15 protein-coding genes are annotated in these 15,945 nt (G+C 49.2%); 5 read left to right on the top strand and 10 right to left on the bottom strand.

Features of this window, described 5'->3' with window-relative positions; translation table 11 throughout:
• Positions 1 to 101 precede the first annotated feature (101 nt).
• From MUG06_RS15745 to MUG06_RS15705, 9 genes are all read right to left on the bottom strand, one after another.
• Entirely contained in the window at positions 102 to 1,313 is a 1,212-nt protein-coding gene (locus MUG06_RS15745; protein ID WP_243079176.1) for a diguanylate phosphodiesterase, read from the bottom strand.
• A gap of 288 nt (positions 1,314 to 1,601) precedes the next feature.
• Positions 1,602 to 2,399 (bottom strand): MetQ/NlpA family lipoprotein, encoded by a 798-nt coding sequence (locus tag MUG06_RS15740; RefSeq protein ID WP_215848652.1) that lies wholly within the window; start codon positions 2,397 to 2,399, stop codon positions 1,602 to 1,604.
• A 137-nt stretch (positions 2,400 to 2,536) separates the two neighbouring features.
• Positions 2,537 to 3,268, bottom strand: a complete 732-nt coding sequence (locus MUG06_RS15735) for a metallophosphoesterase (protein WP_243079175.1) — start codon at positions 3,266 to 3,268, stop codon at positions 2,537 to 2,539.
• A gap of 68 nt (positions 3,269 to 3,336) precedes the next feature.
• Positions 3,337 to 3,801, bottom strand: coding sequence for a GNAT family N-acetyltransferase (locus tag MUG06_RS15730; RefSeq protein WP_243079174.1), 465 nt, complete (start codon positions 3,799 to 3,801; stop codon positions 3,337 to 3,339).
• 126 nt (positions 3,802 to 3,927) lie between these two features.
• Complete coding sequence (locus MUG06_RS15725; RefSeq protein ID WP_243079173.1) at positions 3,928 to 5,556, bottom strand: FGGY-family carbohydrate kinase; 1,629 nt, start codon at positions 5,554 to 5,556, stop codon at positions 3,928 to 3,930.
• Positions 5,557 to 5,583: 27 nt separating this feature from the next.
• The gene (locus MUG06_RS15720; RefSeq protein WP_243079172.1) at positions 5,584 to 6,312 is read right to left on the bottom strand and encodes an SDR family oxidoreductase; all 729 of its coding nucleotides are present in this window, start codon (positions 6,310 to 6,312) and stop codon (positions 5,584 to 5,586) included.
• 28 nt (positions 6,313 to 6,340) lie between these two features.
• A complete protein-coding gene (locus MUG06_RS15715) occupies positions 6,341 to 7,591 on the bottom strand; it encodes a sugar ABC transporter permease (protein ID WP_243079171.1) in 1,251 nt (416 codons plus the stop codon).
• Positions 7,592 to 7,595: 4 nt separating this feature from the next.
• The gene (locus MUG06_RS15710) at positions 7,596 to 8,408 is read right to left on the bottom strand and encodes an ATP-binding cassette domain-containing protein (RefSeq protein ID WP_215848657.1); all 813 of its coding nucleotides are present in this window, start codon (positions 8,406 to 8,408) and stop codon (positions 7,596 to 7,598) included.
• A gap of 62 nt (positions 8,409 to 8,470) precedes the next feature.
• A complete protein-coding gene (locus MUG06_RS15705) occupies positions 8,471 to 9,514 on the bottom strand; it encodes a sugar ABC transporter substrate-binding protein (protein ID WP_243079170.1) in 1,044 nt (347 codons plus the stop codon).
• 270 nt (positions 9,515 to 9,784) lie between these two features.
• Here MUG06_RS15705 and MUG06_RS15700 point away from each other — a divergent pair, with 270 nt between their 5' ends.
• The 3 genes from MUG06_RS15700 to zinT all read left to right on the top strand — a co-directional run bounded on the left by MUG06_RS15700 (position 9,785) and on the right by zinT (position 12,040).
• The gene (locus MUG06_RS15700) at positions 9,785 to 10,798 is read left to right on the top strand and encodes a substrate-binding domain-containing protein (protein WP_243079169.1); all 1,014 of its coding nucleotides are present in this window, start codon (positions 9,785 to 9,787) and stop codon (positions 10,796 to 10,798) included.
• 176 nt (positions 10,799 to 10,974) lie between these two features.
• Positions 10,975 to 11,160, top strand: coding sequence for a hypothetical protein (locus MUG06_RS15695; protein WP_243079168.1), 186 nt, complete (start codon positions 10,975 to 10,977; stop codon positions 11,158 to 11,160).
• Positions 11,161 to 11,389: 229 nt separating this feature from the next.
• Positions 11,390 to 12,040, top strand: coding sequence for a metal-binding protein ZinT (gene zinT / locus MUG06_RS15690; protein ID WP_243079167.1), 651 nt, complete (start codon positions 11,390 to 11,392; stop codon positions 12,038 to 12,040).
• 105 nt (positions 12,041 to 12,145) lie between these two features.
• Here the strand turns inward: zinT and pqiB are convergent, their stop codons facing one another.
• On the bottom strand, positions 12,146 to 13,786 hold the full coding sequence (gene pqiB / locus MUG06_RS15685) for an intermembrane transport protein PqiB (protein ID WP_243079166.1): 1,641 nt from the start codon (positions 13,784 to 13,786) through the stop codon (positions 12,146 to 12,148).
• Between the two features lie 539 nt (positions 13,787 to 14,325).
• On the opposite strand from pqiB, the gene MUG06_RS15680 reads away from it, so the two are divergent.
• Positions 14,326 to 14,649 (top strand): DUF3302 domain-containing protein, encoded by a 324-nt coding sequence (locus tag MUG06_RS15680; protein ID WP_215848660.1) that lies wholly within the window; start codon positions 14,326 to 14,328, stop codon positions 14,647 to 14,649.
• 4 nt (positions 14,650 to 14,653) lie between these two features.
• Positions 14,654 to 15,790, top strand: coding sequence for an HlyD family secretion protein (locus tag MUG06_RS15675; RefSeq protein WP_243079165.1), 1,137 nt, complete (start codon positions 14,654 to 14,656; stop codon positions 15,788 to 15,790).
• Positions 15,791 to 15,945 lie beyond the last annotated feature (155 nt).

Genomic DNA, 15,945 nt, shown 5'->3' with positions numbered 1-15,945 from the left:
GTGAAGAGAAAGGAAATGTTTTTTCACTATGCTCAAAATAGTTGAGTCATAAGCGGAAAACCTTGTCAGCGCATCCGATATCCTGACAAGGGCAATGAACATTATTTTAATTCAGGCCAGGCCACCGCTGAAATGCCGGTTAATTTTGGTGGAGCAAAGAGTGAACCCTGGAAATAACAGACGCCTGCCGCTTCCAGCCACATCCACTCTTCGGGCTTTTCAACGCCTGACGCAATCACTGATATTTCCAGTGCAGAACAACATTTTAAAATTGCCTGGACGATAGCCTGTTTAGGTCCACTTTTGTGTACATCACAGATGATGTCACGATCAATTTTGATTTTGTCCGGCTGAATGCGTGCGAGCAATAACAGCCCGGCAGATCCCGCACCAAAATCATCAATTGCCAGGCTGATGCCCGCCGCTTTCAGTTGCTTGATAGCAGAGTCAAATTCTTCGGCGCGTGAAATGACTTCGTTTTCGGTCACTTCAACCACAATTTGCTCTGGGACTAAGCCATTTGCTGCAATTTCATTTAGCAAGAAATCAACGGCGTTGGGCACCATAACCAACGACATCGGCAGCAAATTAATAGAAAGCGTCAGTCCTTGAACGTCTAGCCTATTAGCCAGCGCAAAAGCGAGTTTTTTAGATTCGAGATCTAACCGATAAAACGCTTCCTGGGAATGTTGAGCAAAAAATTCACGCGGAGAACCGCCAGTGGCGTTTCGCATTAAGGCTTCAAGCGAGACGATACGCTGTGAAAGCGGATCGATAATAGGCTGGAAGGCAAAGCTGTAATTTTCAGCAATGGAAAGCGGTATCTCTCTTTCTATTGCGGGTTGATCATCAACGATAAACTCCCAGGCACTCGCCGGTGGGATCTCGAAGTAGTTTTCTTTTTCTCGAGATTCGACAAAAGTGCGCAAGAATTGCAGCGCACGATCTTCATAAGTGAGTTGATATTTTGAGGTGCCTTTATCTAAAACCGCCTGAAGCACGGTCGCTTTGTCATGCTCTCTCAAGTCAAAGAGTTCCATGCCGACATTACCGAAGCGACGGAAGGGTGCGTAATCACGCAGCAATTCAACCAGATTATGATGACGAGGATCTTCGCAGATGCGATCGTAAATTTTATTTATTGCTGCATCTGGGCCTTCCAATACTTGAAAGAAGTGGGTGCCGTTAAAGAGCAAAATGCCGGTGACACCAAACGACTCGTTAACTTTATTGGCTTTAACGGCTAACGCTTCGAGAGATTTAATGGCAACGTCATCACTGAGATGACTGCGATAGATGATTGTTGACAGCATGCTCTGTTCCAGAATCTGTGTTCTTTAGTCGCCTACATTAACAGAAGCCTCATCCGTTTTGTCTATAAATGTCCTTAAAAAAGAGCTAACGCCTGCGATTAGACGTGAAAAACCTCATGGGAAAGAATAACCAAGCTTATTCGCAGAATAATAGGCTGAGGGTTGTTTAAAAATTATTCGTTGCATGGCTCGCTTCTGTGTGAATCATTGTCTGGTGCATAAAAAATGGCCGCGAGCATCTCTGCTGCGGCCATTCATCACGAGCTAAGGCTCACCCGTAATACAACATTACCAGCCTTTGATAGCATCGCCTTTATAGACTTCTTCTGCTTTCTTTAACACTTCTGGAGATTGCAACGCGGCTTTCAATTTCTGAATTTTGTCACTCTCTTTATTGTCTTCACGTGACACCAGCGCATTCACATAAGGTGAATCTGGGCCTTCCATAAATAATCCATCGCGAGTGGCGGACAAGCCTGCCTGCGCCGAAAAGTTGGTATTAATAATCGACAAGGAAACGTTTGGATCGTCAAGCGTGCGGGTCAACTGCGGTGTATCCACTTCAACCAACTTCAGGTTTTTTGGATTTTCAATAATATCCAGTGAAGTTGGCAAATAACCCACACCGTCTTTGAGTTTAATTAAACCCTGCGCCTGTAATAGCAGCAGACTGCGGCCCAGCGTGGTGGCCTCATTGGAAATGGTAATGGTCGCACCGTTTGTCAGTTCACTGATGTTTTTGATTTTGTGCGAGTAAGCTGCAATCGGGAACACAAAGGTTTTACCCACGACAGCAAACTTATAACCACGCTCTTTAGATTGATCTTCTAAATAAGGCAGACTCTGGAAGGCGTTCGCATCAACATCTTTGTTATTCAGCGCTTCGTTGGGCAGCACATAGTCGTTAAACGAAGTCACCTCGACATCCAGCTGGTATTTATCTTTGGCAACTTTTTGTACTTCTTCCCAGATTGCCTGATCGGGCCCCGTATTAATCGCCACTTTAACTTTATTATCTTTATCCGGCGAGCAACCAGACAGCAGCACAACGGAACAGGCGAGCAACGCTGATATCAGACCTTTCATGTTTAACAACTTCCTTCAGTTTGGGTAATCGCTGAATAGTAATATAAGTGTTCACACCTGCACACATTGCTTCGGATATAACTTATAACCAACGTGCCACTTAAGATTAAAAAATAGCCGGTAGCGAAACGGGAGACTTAAAAATTAATAAAATGGCTGACTAACGTGCCATCGGTAAAACAATGCAGCATAAAAGAGGAAGAGTCGGTAACGGGAGGAACTTTTTCGGAGCCAAACCATACTGGATTTGCCGGGCAAACCGAGCCACAAATATAAGCAGGTATACCTGAAAAAATGCCGGCGACAGGACGATGAACATGTCCTGATGATAGGGCGACAGGTTTTCGAGGATGAGTGCGTAAACAGGCCTCAAGCTTTGCTGCATCGCGGCACATGATCTGATCCAGCGTTGGAATACCACTGGGGAAAATATGATGGTGCATAAACACTATTGATGTCGCAGGACCTTCGGCTGATAAGCTTTTTTCTAACCATGGGAGATGCTCGGTTAAGCCACCTGCAGCGGAGTCGGAAAGGGTGGTATCAAGCCCGATGAGGCGTACCGCATCAAAATCCGCGGCAAAATGCAGGGGTTCGACATCATCGTGCCAATAGGGTGATTTAATAACAGCGCGCATGAGCGCAGGGTGATCAGAATTACCGGGCAAGATGAGTATGGCGTAATTTTTATTTTTAAGCAGGGCTGAAATTTGCTCATAACCCTCCGTCCAGTCGTCATCAATTAAATCACCGGTGATAACCAAGACCTTTACATCAATACAATCCAACCACATCAGAATACGCTCCAATCGTGACAAGTTGTCGTTGTTGGGCGCTGCATGAATATCGGAGATCTGGACAATTATCATCGGTGTCCTGGCCTAAATAAGCGCTATGGTTTAGCGGAATGATGATGCTGAGTCGGGTGAAAAATAGCTTAACACGTCAATCGCTTCGACATATTAATGCCTGTTATTGAAAATCCCAGTTTCTCATAAAGATGTTTGGCCGCTGCATTGGTCGGCGCAACACGTAAACCGATCTCCGCGATACCTTCCAGCGCTAATTGGTGGCTCAGATTTTCTAATGCAGCACGGCCATAGCCTTTTCCGCGCCCTTCAGGGTAGATGAAGAAATCACAAATCCAGGCGGATTGACCCTTCATTGCCAGCCATAAGTAACCTACTGGCGGGTCGTCGCTTGCTGATAACGCCAGGCACCAAAGCCGGTTCATTGCGGTCTCTACGCCTTTAGGCAGTGAAAAATCAATGGATTCGGTTGCACGCTGTAAGGCTTCCTCGGGTGAATAGTTCCGGCTGGCGGCGAGGTCATTGGCATATTCATCAATAAACAGTAACTGGTAAACCGCAAACTCATCCGCTGTCATGGGGCGTAATAACATGTGTGTCTCACTGTAGTAGGTACTGAAGCGGGGCAAACAGGCTTGTTGATGCCACGCTGAGGTTGGCGCTAAACTCCAGCAAGACGGCATGAATGATTGGCTAATAACGCGTAGAGATACACACCGCTAACCTTCCAACTGCCGTGCATTTTCCTGAAGGCGTTGAAAGGTAGCATAGCGAAGTTGGTGGCGCTCGCGATAATGCGTTTCTGGTATGTATTCACTGGCGACGTGTGTAAAACGTGACATGCCTTCACTGACTGATGAAACCATGCCGCCCGCAAAAGCCGCGAGAATAGCAGCACCCAGTAGCACTGGTTCACTGGCTTTAGTGGCAATCACTTTGTGTCCGGTGGCATCTGCGAGCAGTTGTCGAATGAAGGGATGCTGGCCTGCGCCACCGCTGATGACAATATTTTCGATGGTTGCCCCGGCTTGATCCTGAACATCAATGATCTGTCGCAACCCGTAACCAATGCCGCAAATGCCCGCAATGTAGAGTGACAACAGGTTGTCCAGATCGTTTTCCATCCCTAAACCCGCAATCAATGCACGCGCGTGAGGATCGGCGAAGGGTGCGCGGTTGCCAAGGAATTCAGGAACAACGTGAATGCCTTGGGTATGTTCTACCGCTGCCGAGGCGTTCTCGTACTTTTCCAGCGCTAAGTCGGCCAGGAAAACCGGTAACGAAACAGCACGCTGATTCGCCCTATTTGCTGCTTCGCGAGCTGCCGGATGAAACGCTAACAATTGTTCAATTGCTGCTCCAGCGGCACTCTGCCCGCCTTCGTTTAACCACTTTCCTGGCACCATTGCAGAAAAATAAGGTCCCCAAACGCCAGGAATAAATACCGGCGCTTCGGTGGTGGTCATGGTGCAGGATGAAGTACCAAATACGTAGGCAAGATTATGGCTGGCGCTGCCTTTGGCGCCTGCCGTACCGATACCGCCGGCATGGGCATCAATCATCCCGGCAGCGACAGGCGTGCCGACCGGTAATCCCATTTCATCCGCCGCTTCTTGTGTCAGCCCTTTACCACAACAAGTGCCCGGTTCGACAATCTGCTGACCAATGCGGGAAAACTGCTCATCGGCCAGCTCTTCAAGCCCGATCTGGCGAAAATAGTCTGCATCCCAGCGCTTTTCGTGGGCGATATAGGTCCATTTACAGGTCACGGTGCAGGTGGAACGCGCCAGATCGCCGCTGCTGCGCCAGGTGAGAAAGTCGGCCAGATCGAAAAATTGCCAGGTTTTGTCATAGGTTTCGCGGCGATGCTCTTTCAACCAAAGAAGCTTTGGCGTCTCCATTTCTGGCGAGATTTTACCCCCGACATAGCGCAATACCGGATGTTGCAGCGTATTGATACGCTCCGCTTGAGCGGTGGCCCGATGATCCATCCAGACAATGACATTGCGATCGTCATTGTTGCTGTCGCTGGTTGCCAGCGGTTTAGCGGCGGCATCCAACACCACCAGCGAGCAGGTGGCGTCAAAACCGATACCGGCAACCCGCTGAGGATCAATGGCCGCGCGCTGGATCGCCTCTTTCACTGCGGCACAAACAGCCTGCCAAATCTCGCGACTCGACTGCTCAACGATATGTCCGGGCGCGCGAAAAAGGGTAATCTCGCGTTTTGCGGTTGCCAACATTTCGCCGGAGTGGTCAAACACGCCAGCACGCGCGCTGGTGGTGCCGACATCGACTCCAATCATGACGCGATTATCCGCTGCGCTATCCTGTAATTTGCTGCCCATACGCTCTCCTTTTCCTGAATCACAGGGTTAAAGATCAACGCTGTTTGGCAGGATAACCAAGTCGCGTACTGTGACATTACGTGGTCGAGTCACCATAAAGAGTACCGCATCTGCCACCTCTTTCGGCTGCATCAGGCTGCCGTTCGCCAGTGCATCTTCTAACTTTTCTTTTGGCCAGTTATCGATTAGCGCGGTGACAACCGGGCCCGGCAAAACGGCGCCAACGCGGATGCCATGTTTCGCTACCTGCCGACGCGTGGTGTGAACAAAAGCCTGCACGGCAAATTTCGACGCCGTATAAATCGGTTCCCAGATCACGGGTACAACGCCGGCAATCGAGCTGGTAAAGAGAATATCACCCGATTTTTGCGCAATCATGTGCGGCAGTACTGCATGAACGGTACGGAAGGCCGCGTTGATATTCAGGTTCAACATGCGGTCCCATTCATCGGGGTTGCCTTCCTCAATCGGGCCCCCCACATAGGCTCCGGCATTGGCGTAAAAAATATCCAGGCCGCCAGCCGCATCCAAAATGCCCTGCAACATGCCTGATATTTCTTGCGGCTTAAGCAGATCAATTACCAACGGAAACGCGTTTTCACCCAGTTCATTTGTCAGCTGTTCTAGCCGCTCACGCGCCCTGTCAATCAGTACCACTTTCGCGCCAGCGGCTAAAAAAGTTCGGGCACATTCCAGACCGATTCCTGAAGCCGCCCCGGTGATGGCGACAACTTTATTTTCAAGTGAATTAAGCATGGTTATTTCTCCTGTAGGAATGCGTTATTTAAGCGCGACCGTGATTAACACGAGAGCGCCGGGCGAGAGAATCGACAATGACAGCAATGGCCAGCACGCCGCCGGTGATCATGTAGCGCAGTGATGAGGGCAGATTAAGCAGTGTCAGGCCGTTGGAGATGGACTGAATAACGATAATGCCCAGCAGCGCGGAATAGGCATTTCCCCGCCCACCAAACAGGCTGGTGCCACCAATGACAGCGGCAGCAATTGCATTAAGGTTGACGTCGCCTGTGCCCGCTTGCTGACTGGCGGAAGCTAATCGGGAGGCTGCAAGGATCCCGCCCAGCGTCGCCAGGGTTGAACAGAGCATAAATGCGCTGATGTAGATGGCACGCACATTGATTCCTGAACGACGAGCGGCCTCACGATTGCCGCCAACGGCAAACATCGAGCGTCCCCATTTGGTTCGTTTCAGCGCATAGTTAAGCAGCACGGTGAAGACCACAAACAGGCCAAAAATCCACGGGACGCCGCGACCGAGGTTAAGGTAGAAAACCGCAAATTCGAAAACCAATGTTAACAGGATGGCGCGAATGAACAGCGCACCCATGGGTTCAGATGAGAGATCAACCTTCTCACGACGGTTACGGGTTCTCAGGCCCTGAATCACCATGGCTACGCCAGGCAGCACTGCCACCAGATAGGCGAACCAGTCAGGCATTACCATCACCTGGCCAAAACGTACCAGCGGGGAGATATAGGGCAGGTTGATACTGCCTGAGGGGCCAAGGATGTAGAGTTGCATCCCCAGCAAGGCCAGTAGACCGGCAAGCGTCGCGACAAAACTCGGCATACCAAGGCGGTTATAAAGTTGCGCATAGATCATCCCAACCACTGCACCCATCACCAGCGCTACGGCAATCGCACCGGCTATCGGCCAGCCAAGATTAACCCACAATACCCCGATGATGGCGGAAGAGAGCCCGCTCATCGATCCAACAGAAAGATCGATTTCTCCCAGCATCAGTACGCAGACAATACCCAGCGAAATAAAACCAATGGTTGCGCAGTCGAACAGCAAGTTGACCAGGTTGTTGGGAGCCAGGTAAACCGGATTAAGAATGCTGAACACGGTAGAGATTAAAATCAGGCCGAGCACCACCGGCAACATGCCCAAATCACCGGTTTTTATTCGATCAACGAAGGAGTGGAAAACACCGGACAGGCTTTCATCGTGATGCACGCGTTCATCGCTACGATCGAGAGCGGCGCGCCTTTTTTTGATAATGGTGTTCATGGATTTACAGATCTCCAGGCTGGCTTTGATGCGATCTTCTCTCGACCCGGCGTGACACGGCATTTTCCGTGGCACCGGTGATGGCCGCGACCAATTCCTGGTTTGACGCATCGGGAGTGAAAATGCCGGTATTACGACCCAGACGAAGCACAACGATTCTGTCTGCAACTGCCCGCACATCTTCCATGTTGTGGCTGATAATAATGACGCCTAGCCCGCGGGCCCGCACGCGTTCTATCAGGTTCAGCACTTCAGCCGTCTGGGCTACGCCAAGTGCCGCGGTGGGTTCATCAAGCATGACGATTTTCGGGTTTAACAGCAGCGATCGGGCAATGGCGACCGTTTGACGTTGACCGCCTGATAATGACGCCACAGGTTGGCGCACTGAAGGGATCCGAGCCGCCAACTCGTTTAACAGTGTCCAGGCGCGTACTTCCATCGAGACTTCGTCTAACTGCCAGGCGGAAATCTCATGGCCTAAAAACAGATTGGCAACCACATCAAGGTTTTCACACAGTGCCAGATCCTGAAACACGGTGGCGATACCGTATTCCAACGCTTTGCCGGGACTGTCGAGATTCACCGGCTTGCCTTCAAATTCCACCGTACCGGAAGTGGGCTGGTGCACACCCGCAAGGATTTTCACCAGCGTCGATTTCCCCGCGCCGTTATCACCCACCAGCGCCACCACTTCGCCTGCGAAGATCGCCAGATCGATATCTGTCAGTGCAGAAACCGCGCCAAAGTTTTTCGAGACTTTACTGAGCTTCAGTATTGGCTGCCCCTTATCGGGCAGAGTGTCATTTTCATTCAACATGGCGTGACCCTGATTCGATGAAAAAGAGGTCCGTAAGCGTCCGCTACGGACGACTTGCTGACTTACTGAATACCCAGCTTTTTGCAGTCTGCGGCATATTCACCGGTACAGACTTGCGCTGGCGTTTGGATCTTCTTGTCGAAGATTTCGGCTTTGATGTTTTTGGCCGTAATCACTGCGGGCACGAAGAGTTGCGAAGGTGTGTTGTACAAGGTGGTGCCCGCTTTGGGTGTTTTGCCTTGAATCAAGGCCACCGCGACGTTAGCCGCTGCGGCCGCTACCACTTCTGAGGGTTTGGAAATGGTGTTGTATTGATCGCCTGCGATGATCAGTTGCAGCGCGGCAATAGTGGCATCATTGCCGGTGACGGGCGGGATCGGCGTGACGCCAGCGGCTTTGAATGCGGCTATCGCACCGCCGCCTGTACCATCATTAGCCGCAACCACACCTTTGATTTGATCGCTGAAACGAGTGACCTGGCCGGAAGCCCACTCCTGTGCTTTCGGCGGTGCCCATTCAGGCGTATCAAACTCAGCCAGCGTTTTGTAGCCAGACTCTTTCAGCCCGCGATGCACACCGTCCCGAATCAATCCTGCAGCGGCATCCGTGGGTGAACCGTTGATCTGCAGAACGCCTGCACCGGCTTTGACCCCCGATGCTTTTAGGTGATCGACCAGTGATTTAGAAATGGCGTAACCAATGCCTTCGTTGTCGAAAGAAATATAGAAATCAGCCGCTTTGCCCGGGATGGGACGATCGTAAGCGACAACTTTAACGTCCTGCGAATGGGCGATTTCTAAAAGACCTGCCGCCGCCGAGGAATCCACAGGATCCAGTACAATGACTTTCGCACCTTGCGCAATCACCGAGTTGAATTGCTGTTGCTGCAAAGAGGCGCTGGCGTTGGCGTTTTGATAAATCACTTTGCACTCGGCGCAGAGTTTCGCCATTTCCGCTTTGAATCCGGGGTAATCATGCTGTTCATAACGTGTAGATGCCTGATCGGGCATCAGAAAAGCCACTGTCGCCGACTCCGCTGCCTGGGCAGCACCAGCAACACAAACCAACGCGGCAGCCGAAGCCACCAGAATATTGCGATAACGCATTTCTCTTCTCCTCGATTAGACGGGAAAGCATTTCAGTGCGTGTCGGCATGACATTCGCGACTGAAAAACGCGAAGGAGAAAGCGGCTACGGGACATCAGGGGTCTGTTAACTGCGACAGGCTTCTCCCGCTATGACTTTTTCCATAACGTTTATTTGCCATTTAAATCACATTTAATTCACATCGACATTACATTTGCTCAATCGATGGAGCATGATTGTCACTATTGAAAATTAGTGTCAAGCTAACTAAAAAACAGAGATTGGGATTTGTGATTCAACGCAAACAAGTCAAGAAAACGACGATCTACGACCTGGCTGAACTGACCGGCGCATCTGCCAGCGCGGTCAGTTCTGTGCTCAACGGCAGCTGGAAGAAACGCCGTATCAGCGCAAAGCTGGCGGAAAAAATTACCCGCATTGCCGAAGAGCAGGGCTATGCACTAAACAAACCCGCCAGCCTGTTACGCAGTAAAAAGTCGAAAATTATCGGCATGATTGTGCCTAAATACGACAACCGCTATTTCGGATCGATTGTTGAGCGCTTTGAGTCCATGGCGCGCGAACGCGGGCTTTTTCCCATCATCACTTGCACCCAACGAGAACCTGCGCTGGAAGTCGAAGCCGCAAGCGCCATGCTCTCTTATCAGGTGGATTGGATGATCTCGACCGGCGCAACCGATCCCGACAAAATCACCGATATTTGTGCCCAGGCTGGCGTGCCAACGCTTAATCTGGATCTTCCCGGCAGACACGCGCCCTCAGTGATTTCAGATAACTATGGCGGCGCAAAAGAGCTGACGCATCGTATTTTTAAAAGCTGTGAGAGGCGTCTCGGTTCGGCGCAGTCGCTGGTGTTTGTGGGGGGGCGGCGGACCGATCACAACACCCTTGAACGTTTGCGCGGATTTACGGATGCCCACAAAGAACGGGGTTTAGAGGTGGCTGAATCGAGACTTCTGGCCTGCGGCTATGCGCCAGAAAAATCAGAACAGGCACTTAAAGAGTATGTCGGGCAGGGCGAACGTCCTATTGCAGGCTTGTTTGTTAACTCCACTATTTCGCTGGAAGGGGTAATGCGATGGATGCTGATGTCAGGCTATACCGGTGAAAAACAGCTGGCGATGGGCTGCTTTGACTGGGATCCTTTCGTCGCCCTATTAGGGTATGACATCGAAATGGTGCGGCAAGATGTACCGGCCATGTTAGACGCGATATTCAAGATTATTGATGCCGGTGCCACGGATAAGCAGCTTATTGAAATTCCGCCCCTCTTTACCCGCTGAAGTCGCCAGAAGCCCGGTTTATGTTTACGCCGGGTTTGCAGCACAATCCTGCATTCATCAAGCCTCCACACTCATTATCACGATTCGGACAGTTCTACGTGGTCAGAGGTCACACGAGTTGCTAAGTTTAGGTGTTAAACTTTTTACCCTTTTTCATCCTTAACCAGGAAAAGATAATGTCTACAAACGCACTTCTTACTGGCGTTATTGGAGAAGCCGTTTTGGAACTCATTGAAAGAAAAGAGCTGGTTGCTTCTGACAGCATCTTGAAGATGATCGAAAAAAAACGGAGTTTCTCGCAAAACCGCGCTCAACAACAGATTCTTGATTACGCCATCGAGTGGATAAAAAAGGGGGTGTAAAACTCTCCCGTTTTTATCGCTTCACGCGCTGCAAGTTTAGCCGCAGCTTTGTGCGCTGACTTGCTGCTTTATTATTGTCAGCACTTCCTCCGATATCCTTGTTTTTGAATGAGCTTATTACTTAGCTCAACACGTTGCGATTTTGCTGAGTCAGCAATGAAACTTCAGTTGATGCGTCAAATGTAATAATATAACATTACATTTCATGTTGCTCACTGAGGATTACGTTTTGGCACATAGCTTGGGTAAACTTGTATTGGCTCTGGGTACGCTTGTTTTAAGCAGTCAGGTTTTCGCTCATGCGCATCATTCACACGGTAAACCGTTGACTGAAGCTGAGCAAAAAGCGTCTGAAGGGATTTTTAGTAACGAAAGCGTGAAAGAGAGAAGCCTGACAGACTGGGATGGCATTTGGCAGTCTGTTTATCCTTTATTGCAGAGTGGCGAGCTGGATCCTGTCTTCAGAAAAAAAGCGGAAAAAGATACACGTAAAACATTTGAAGAGATAAAAGAGTATTACCGTAAAGGATACGCGACAGATATTGATACCATTGGTATTGAAAACGGCGTAATAGAGTTTCATCAAGGCGATAAGGTCAGTTCATGCAAATATGACAGTGCCGGTTACAAAATCCTCACTTATGCATCGGGCAATAAAGGCGTTCGCTATTTATTTGAGTGTAAAGAGCCCAACAGTAAAGCGCCTAAGTATGTGCAGTTCAGCGATCACACCATCGCTCCACGCAAGTCCGCGCACTACCATATTTTCATTGGCAACAGATCTCAAGAGGCCCTGCTGAAAGAGATGGAAAGTTGGCCTACTTACTATCCTTACCAGTTAATGAATAAACAGGTTGTTGATGAAATGCTTCACCACTGATGTGGTAAAGGTGAATATTTTATCGCGTTATTAACGTACACAGTCTTTCACGCCGCCTTTCAATTATAAAAGGCGGCGTGATTCATAGCGCTGACGCGTCGCCTGTTATTTGGCTCTTTTTGGCTGCGGATCTTGATCGCGTTCAGCTTCAAACACCAGCGCATTACTTTTGCTGTTGAGCTTTTTCAGTACCGGTTGTAATTCCCGTAGTACCTGATCCAGGCGCTGCATATCGCCGACTAACTTGTCATAGGCAGGGGAACCTTGTTGTAATCCTTTCATGCTACGTCCCAATTCACGCAGCGTTTGCTGCATCTCTTCAGGCAAGGTTTTCATGGCCGGGCTAGCAGTGAACTGATTGACATGCTTCAGTGATGTTTGCAGCTCGCGCAGTGTGCGCTGGCTCTCTTTCAAGGTACCTGTTGCCTCAGCCAGCACCGGGTTGAGTTGCAAGCCGTTAATTTTATCTAACGTGGCAACCAGTTTTTGTTGAATCTGATTCAGCCCGCTATTGGTGGTGGGAATGATCTCATATCCGGCAACTTCAACAGGGCCTTTATAAGGCGTCGCATTTTCATAGAAGTCTAAATCGATATAAAGCGCGCCGGAGATCAAATTCCCTGTTTTTAGCGTGGCACGCAGGCCGCGTTTTTTGCCCTCATGAAGTCGTTGTTCAAGATTGAAATTCTTGCCCATACCTTTGATAAAACGATCCGGTTCGATGCTGATCAGCACCGGAACCTGATAATTGGTGTGAAGATCTTGCGTCACGCCCGGCAAAAAGAAGGGTACCTGAGCCACGGTACCAAGGCGAATGCCGCGAAACTCCACCGGTGCGCCCGCTTGCAGACCGCGCACTGAATCGGTAAAGAACATCAGGAAATCGATGTGTTCGGTATAAAGGGAGTCCTGAATGCTGCGCTGATCGTCAAACAGATGGAATTCCGCTTTATTCTCTGCCGCTGCACCGGGTTGCCAGCCCTCCGGCACGTCAAAGCTTACGCCACCGCTGAGCAGGGTGGTCAGCGATCCCATTTCTACGCGCATCCCAGAAGCAGACATTTCTACGGCCACACCGCTGTCTTTCCAAAAGCGGGCGTTAGTTGTCACCAGCGCGTCATAAGGTGAATAGATAAATAACTGATAATTCATAAGGCGCTTATCGGTATCAAAGGCACTGGTTTCAACTGCGCCTACGCGATAGCCGCGAAATAACACCGGATCGCCTGGATTGAGCTGTCCCGCTTTTTTGCTGTCGAGGGTGATATGAATGCCTTTGGCGTTAGCGGGTGCCAGCGGAGGGGAATCTAATAAGGTGTATTGCGTTGGCTGTGCGCCGCTGGAACCCGGCTGTAATTCAATATAGGCGCCGGATAATAACGTCCCGAGACCTGTCACGCCGCCGCGTCCCACTTGCGGTTTTACCACCCAAAATACGCTATTGCCGTGCAACAATCTTTCCATACCGGTTTGCAGACGCGCTTTGATTTCAACGTGATGAAGATCCTCACTCAATACTGCGCTTTCAACCAAACCGATGTTGATGCTGCGACTCTTGATCGTGGTTTTTCCCTCTTCTATTCCTTCAGCATTCGCTGTGATCAGCGTGACTTCCGGCCCTTGACGGCTGTAGTGATAATATAAAATCCATCCGCCAATCAATAAGGTCACGCCGGGGATAATCCAGACCGGTGACCAGCGTTTTATTTTATCAATTTTGGCAATGCCATCACTATTTGCCTTCAAGACACGCCTCCTTAAGGCTGCTTTTTTAGAGACATGATTACAGCGATAAATAAATATTCCGCAAAGATGACTAAATGAAACGCAAATAAATTAATGAGTTGCAATAGTTGAATTTACTTTAGATGAGGTGCGGCTTTCTTCTGCATCTATTTTAACTCTGTCATTATAGTTAATCTCTGCCGGAAGCCAGACGATTGCTGATAACAGGTTTATGATAAATATCAAAATTGGGCTGAAAAATTAAAAGATAAGCCGGTCAATAAACGTAAATTTTCCTTATGTCTCCTCATGTCATTTTTAACCATAAAAACGCATTTGCATGAATGAACGTTATGCTTAATTAAGAGGTTTGTCTCGTTTAATCGGTACAGGGTTTAATTTTATTCACATGAAGTTAAAGAGTCGGGCGTAGCTTCATTGCTTAACTGAAAATAATTTAATTTGTCGGGGCTGTATTGAGTGGGCATTTCTCGATAGGCGTATTTTGTAAATAAATAACGGCTACATTTAAGTAACTAAGTATTTTATTCGAGGCGGGTATGTTTCTTAACTACTTTGCGCTAGGCGTTCTGGTGGTTGTTTTTCTGATCATCTTTTATGGAATTATCATTCTTCATGATATTCCCTACCTGATTGCTAAATCGCGTAATCATCCCCATGCCGATGCTATTCACGTTGCGGGCTGGGTTAGCTTGTTTACCTTGCATGTCATTTGGCCCTTTTTGTGGATTTGGGCCACTCTTTATCGGGCGGATCGTGGCTGGGGAATGCAAAAACAAGAGGCGTCACTGGAACAACTGCAGCAGCGGGTGGCGGAACTGGAGCACAAATTAAGCGGTATCAAGGCGCGTCCGCGGGAGTAACCCTATGGATTTACTCATTATCCTCACCTATGTTGCTTTCGCCTGGGCTGTCTTCAAAATATTCAAAATCCCGGTAAATAAATGGACAATACCCACTGCCGCATTAGGGGGTGTTTTTCTGGTTAGCGCACTGATCTTGTTGATGAATTATAACCATCCTTACACCGCGTTGGCGCAAAAGGCGGTAATTGCTATACCTGTCACACCTCAGGTGACAGGGATCGTTACGCAAGTCACTGATAAACAAAATGTGCGAATCAGCAAAGGCGAAATGCTGTTTAGTTTAGATCGAACCCGTTTTCAGGCCAGAGTCGACAGGCTCAAGGCCGATCTGATGACAGCTGTTCATAACATACAGGCGTTAAAAGGCCAGCTAGAAGAAGCCATCGCGAATACTTCACACGTTTCGGCTGAAAGAGACCGCTTATTCAAAGATTACCAGCGCTATGTGGCGGGAAGTAAGGCCAAGGTAAACCCTTTTTCTGAAAGAGATATTGATAATGCCCGGCAGGATTTCTTAGCGCAGGATGCCTTAGTAAAAGGCTCAGTAGCGGAGCAGGGGCAGATTAAAAGTCAGCTGGAGAGCGTGGTCAATGGCGAGCAATCGCAAATTGTCAGCCTGCGGGCCCAGCTGACCGAAGCGCAATATAATTTGGAACAAACAGTGGTTCGCGCCCCGAGTGACGGCTATGTCACACAGGTATTGATTCGGCCTGGAACCTATGCGGCAGCGCTTCCTCTGCGTCCGGTAATGATTTTTATACCGGAGCAAAAACGGCTGATCATTGCGCAGTTCAGGCAAAATTCGCTGCTGCGTTTAAAGACAGGCGATGAAGCTGAAGTTGTTTTTAATGCATTACCGGGTCAGGTTTTTTCCGGCAAGCTTATTAGCGTTTTACCGGTGGTGCCGGGCGGCACTTATCAAGCTCAGGGCGTGCTGCAATCGTTGAATATCGTGCCCGGCTCTGACGGGGTCCTGACGGTGATTGAATTAGATCCAAACCATGATGTAGACGCGCTCCCCGATGGAATATTTGCACAAGTAGCTGTTTATTCTGATCACTTTAGTCATGTTTCCGTGATGCGAAAGGTTTTGCTGCGCATGACCAGCTGGATGCATTATCTCTATCTTGATCATTAATGATAGAGACCCGTCATACCTCAAGCTTCACTTGTTCACTATTTTCACTGACCACGGTAAGCGCCCGGAATTTAGCCGCTTAGCGCCTCTCTGCAATTCGAATGATTGAGGATATAAGAGGGTAACTCTTCTACTCTTTCGCTGGAGAGAAATCG

This window comes from Pantoea sp. MQR6 (assembly GCF_022761075.1).
In the GTDB taxonomy this organism is placed as follows: domain Bacteria; phylum Pseudomonadota; class Gammaproteobacteria; order Enterobacterales; family Enterobacteriaceae; genus Pantoea; species Pantoea phytostimulans.
This window is presented reverse-complemented; position numbering and strand designations above follow the sequence as displayed.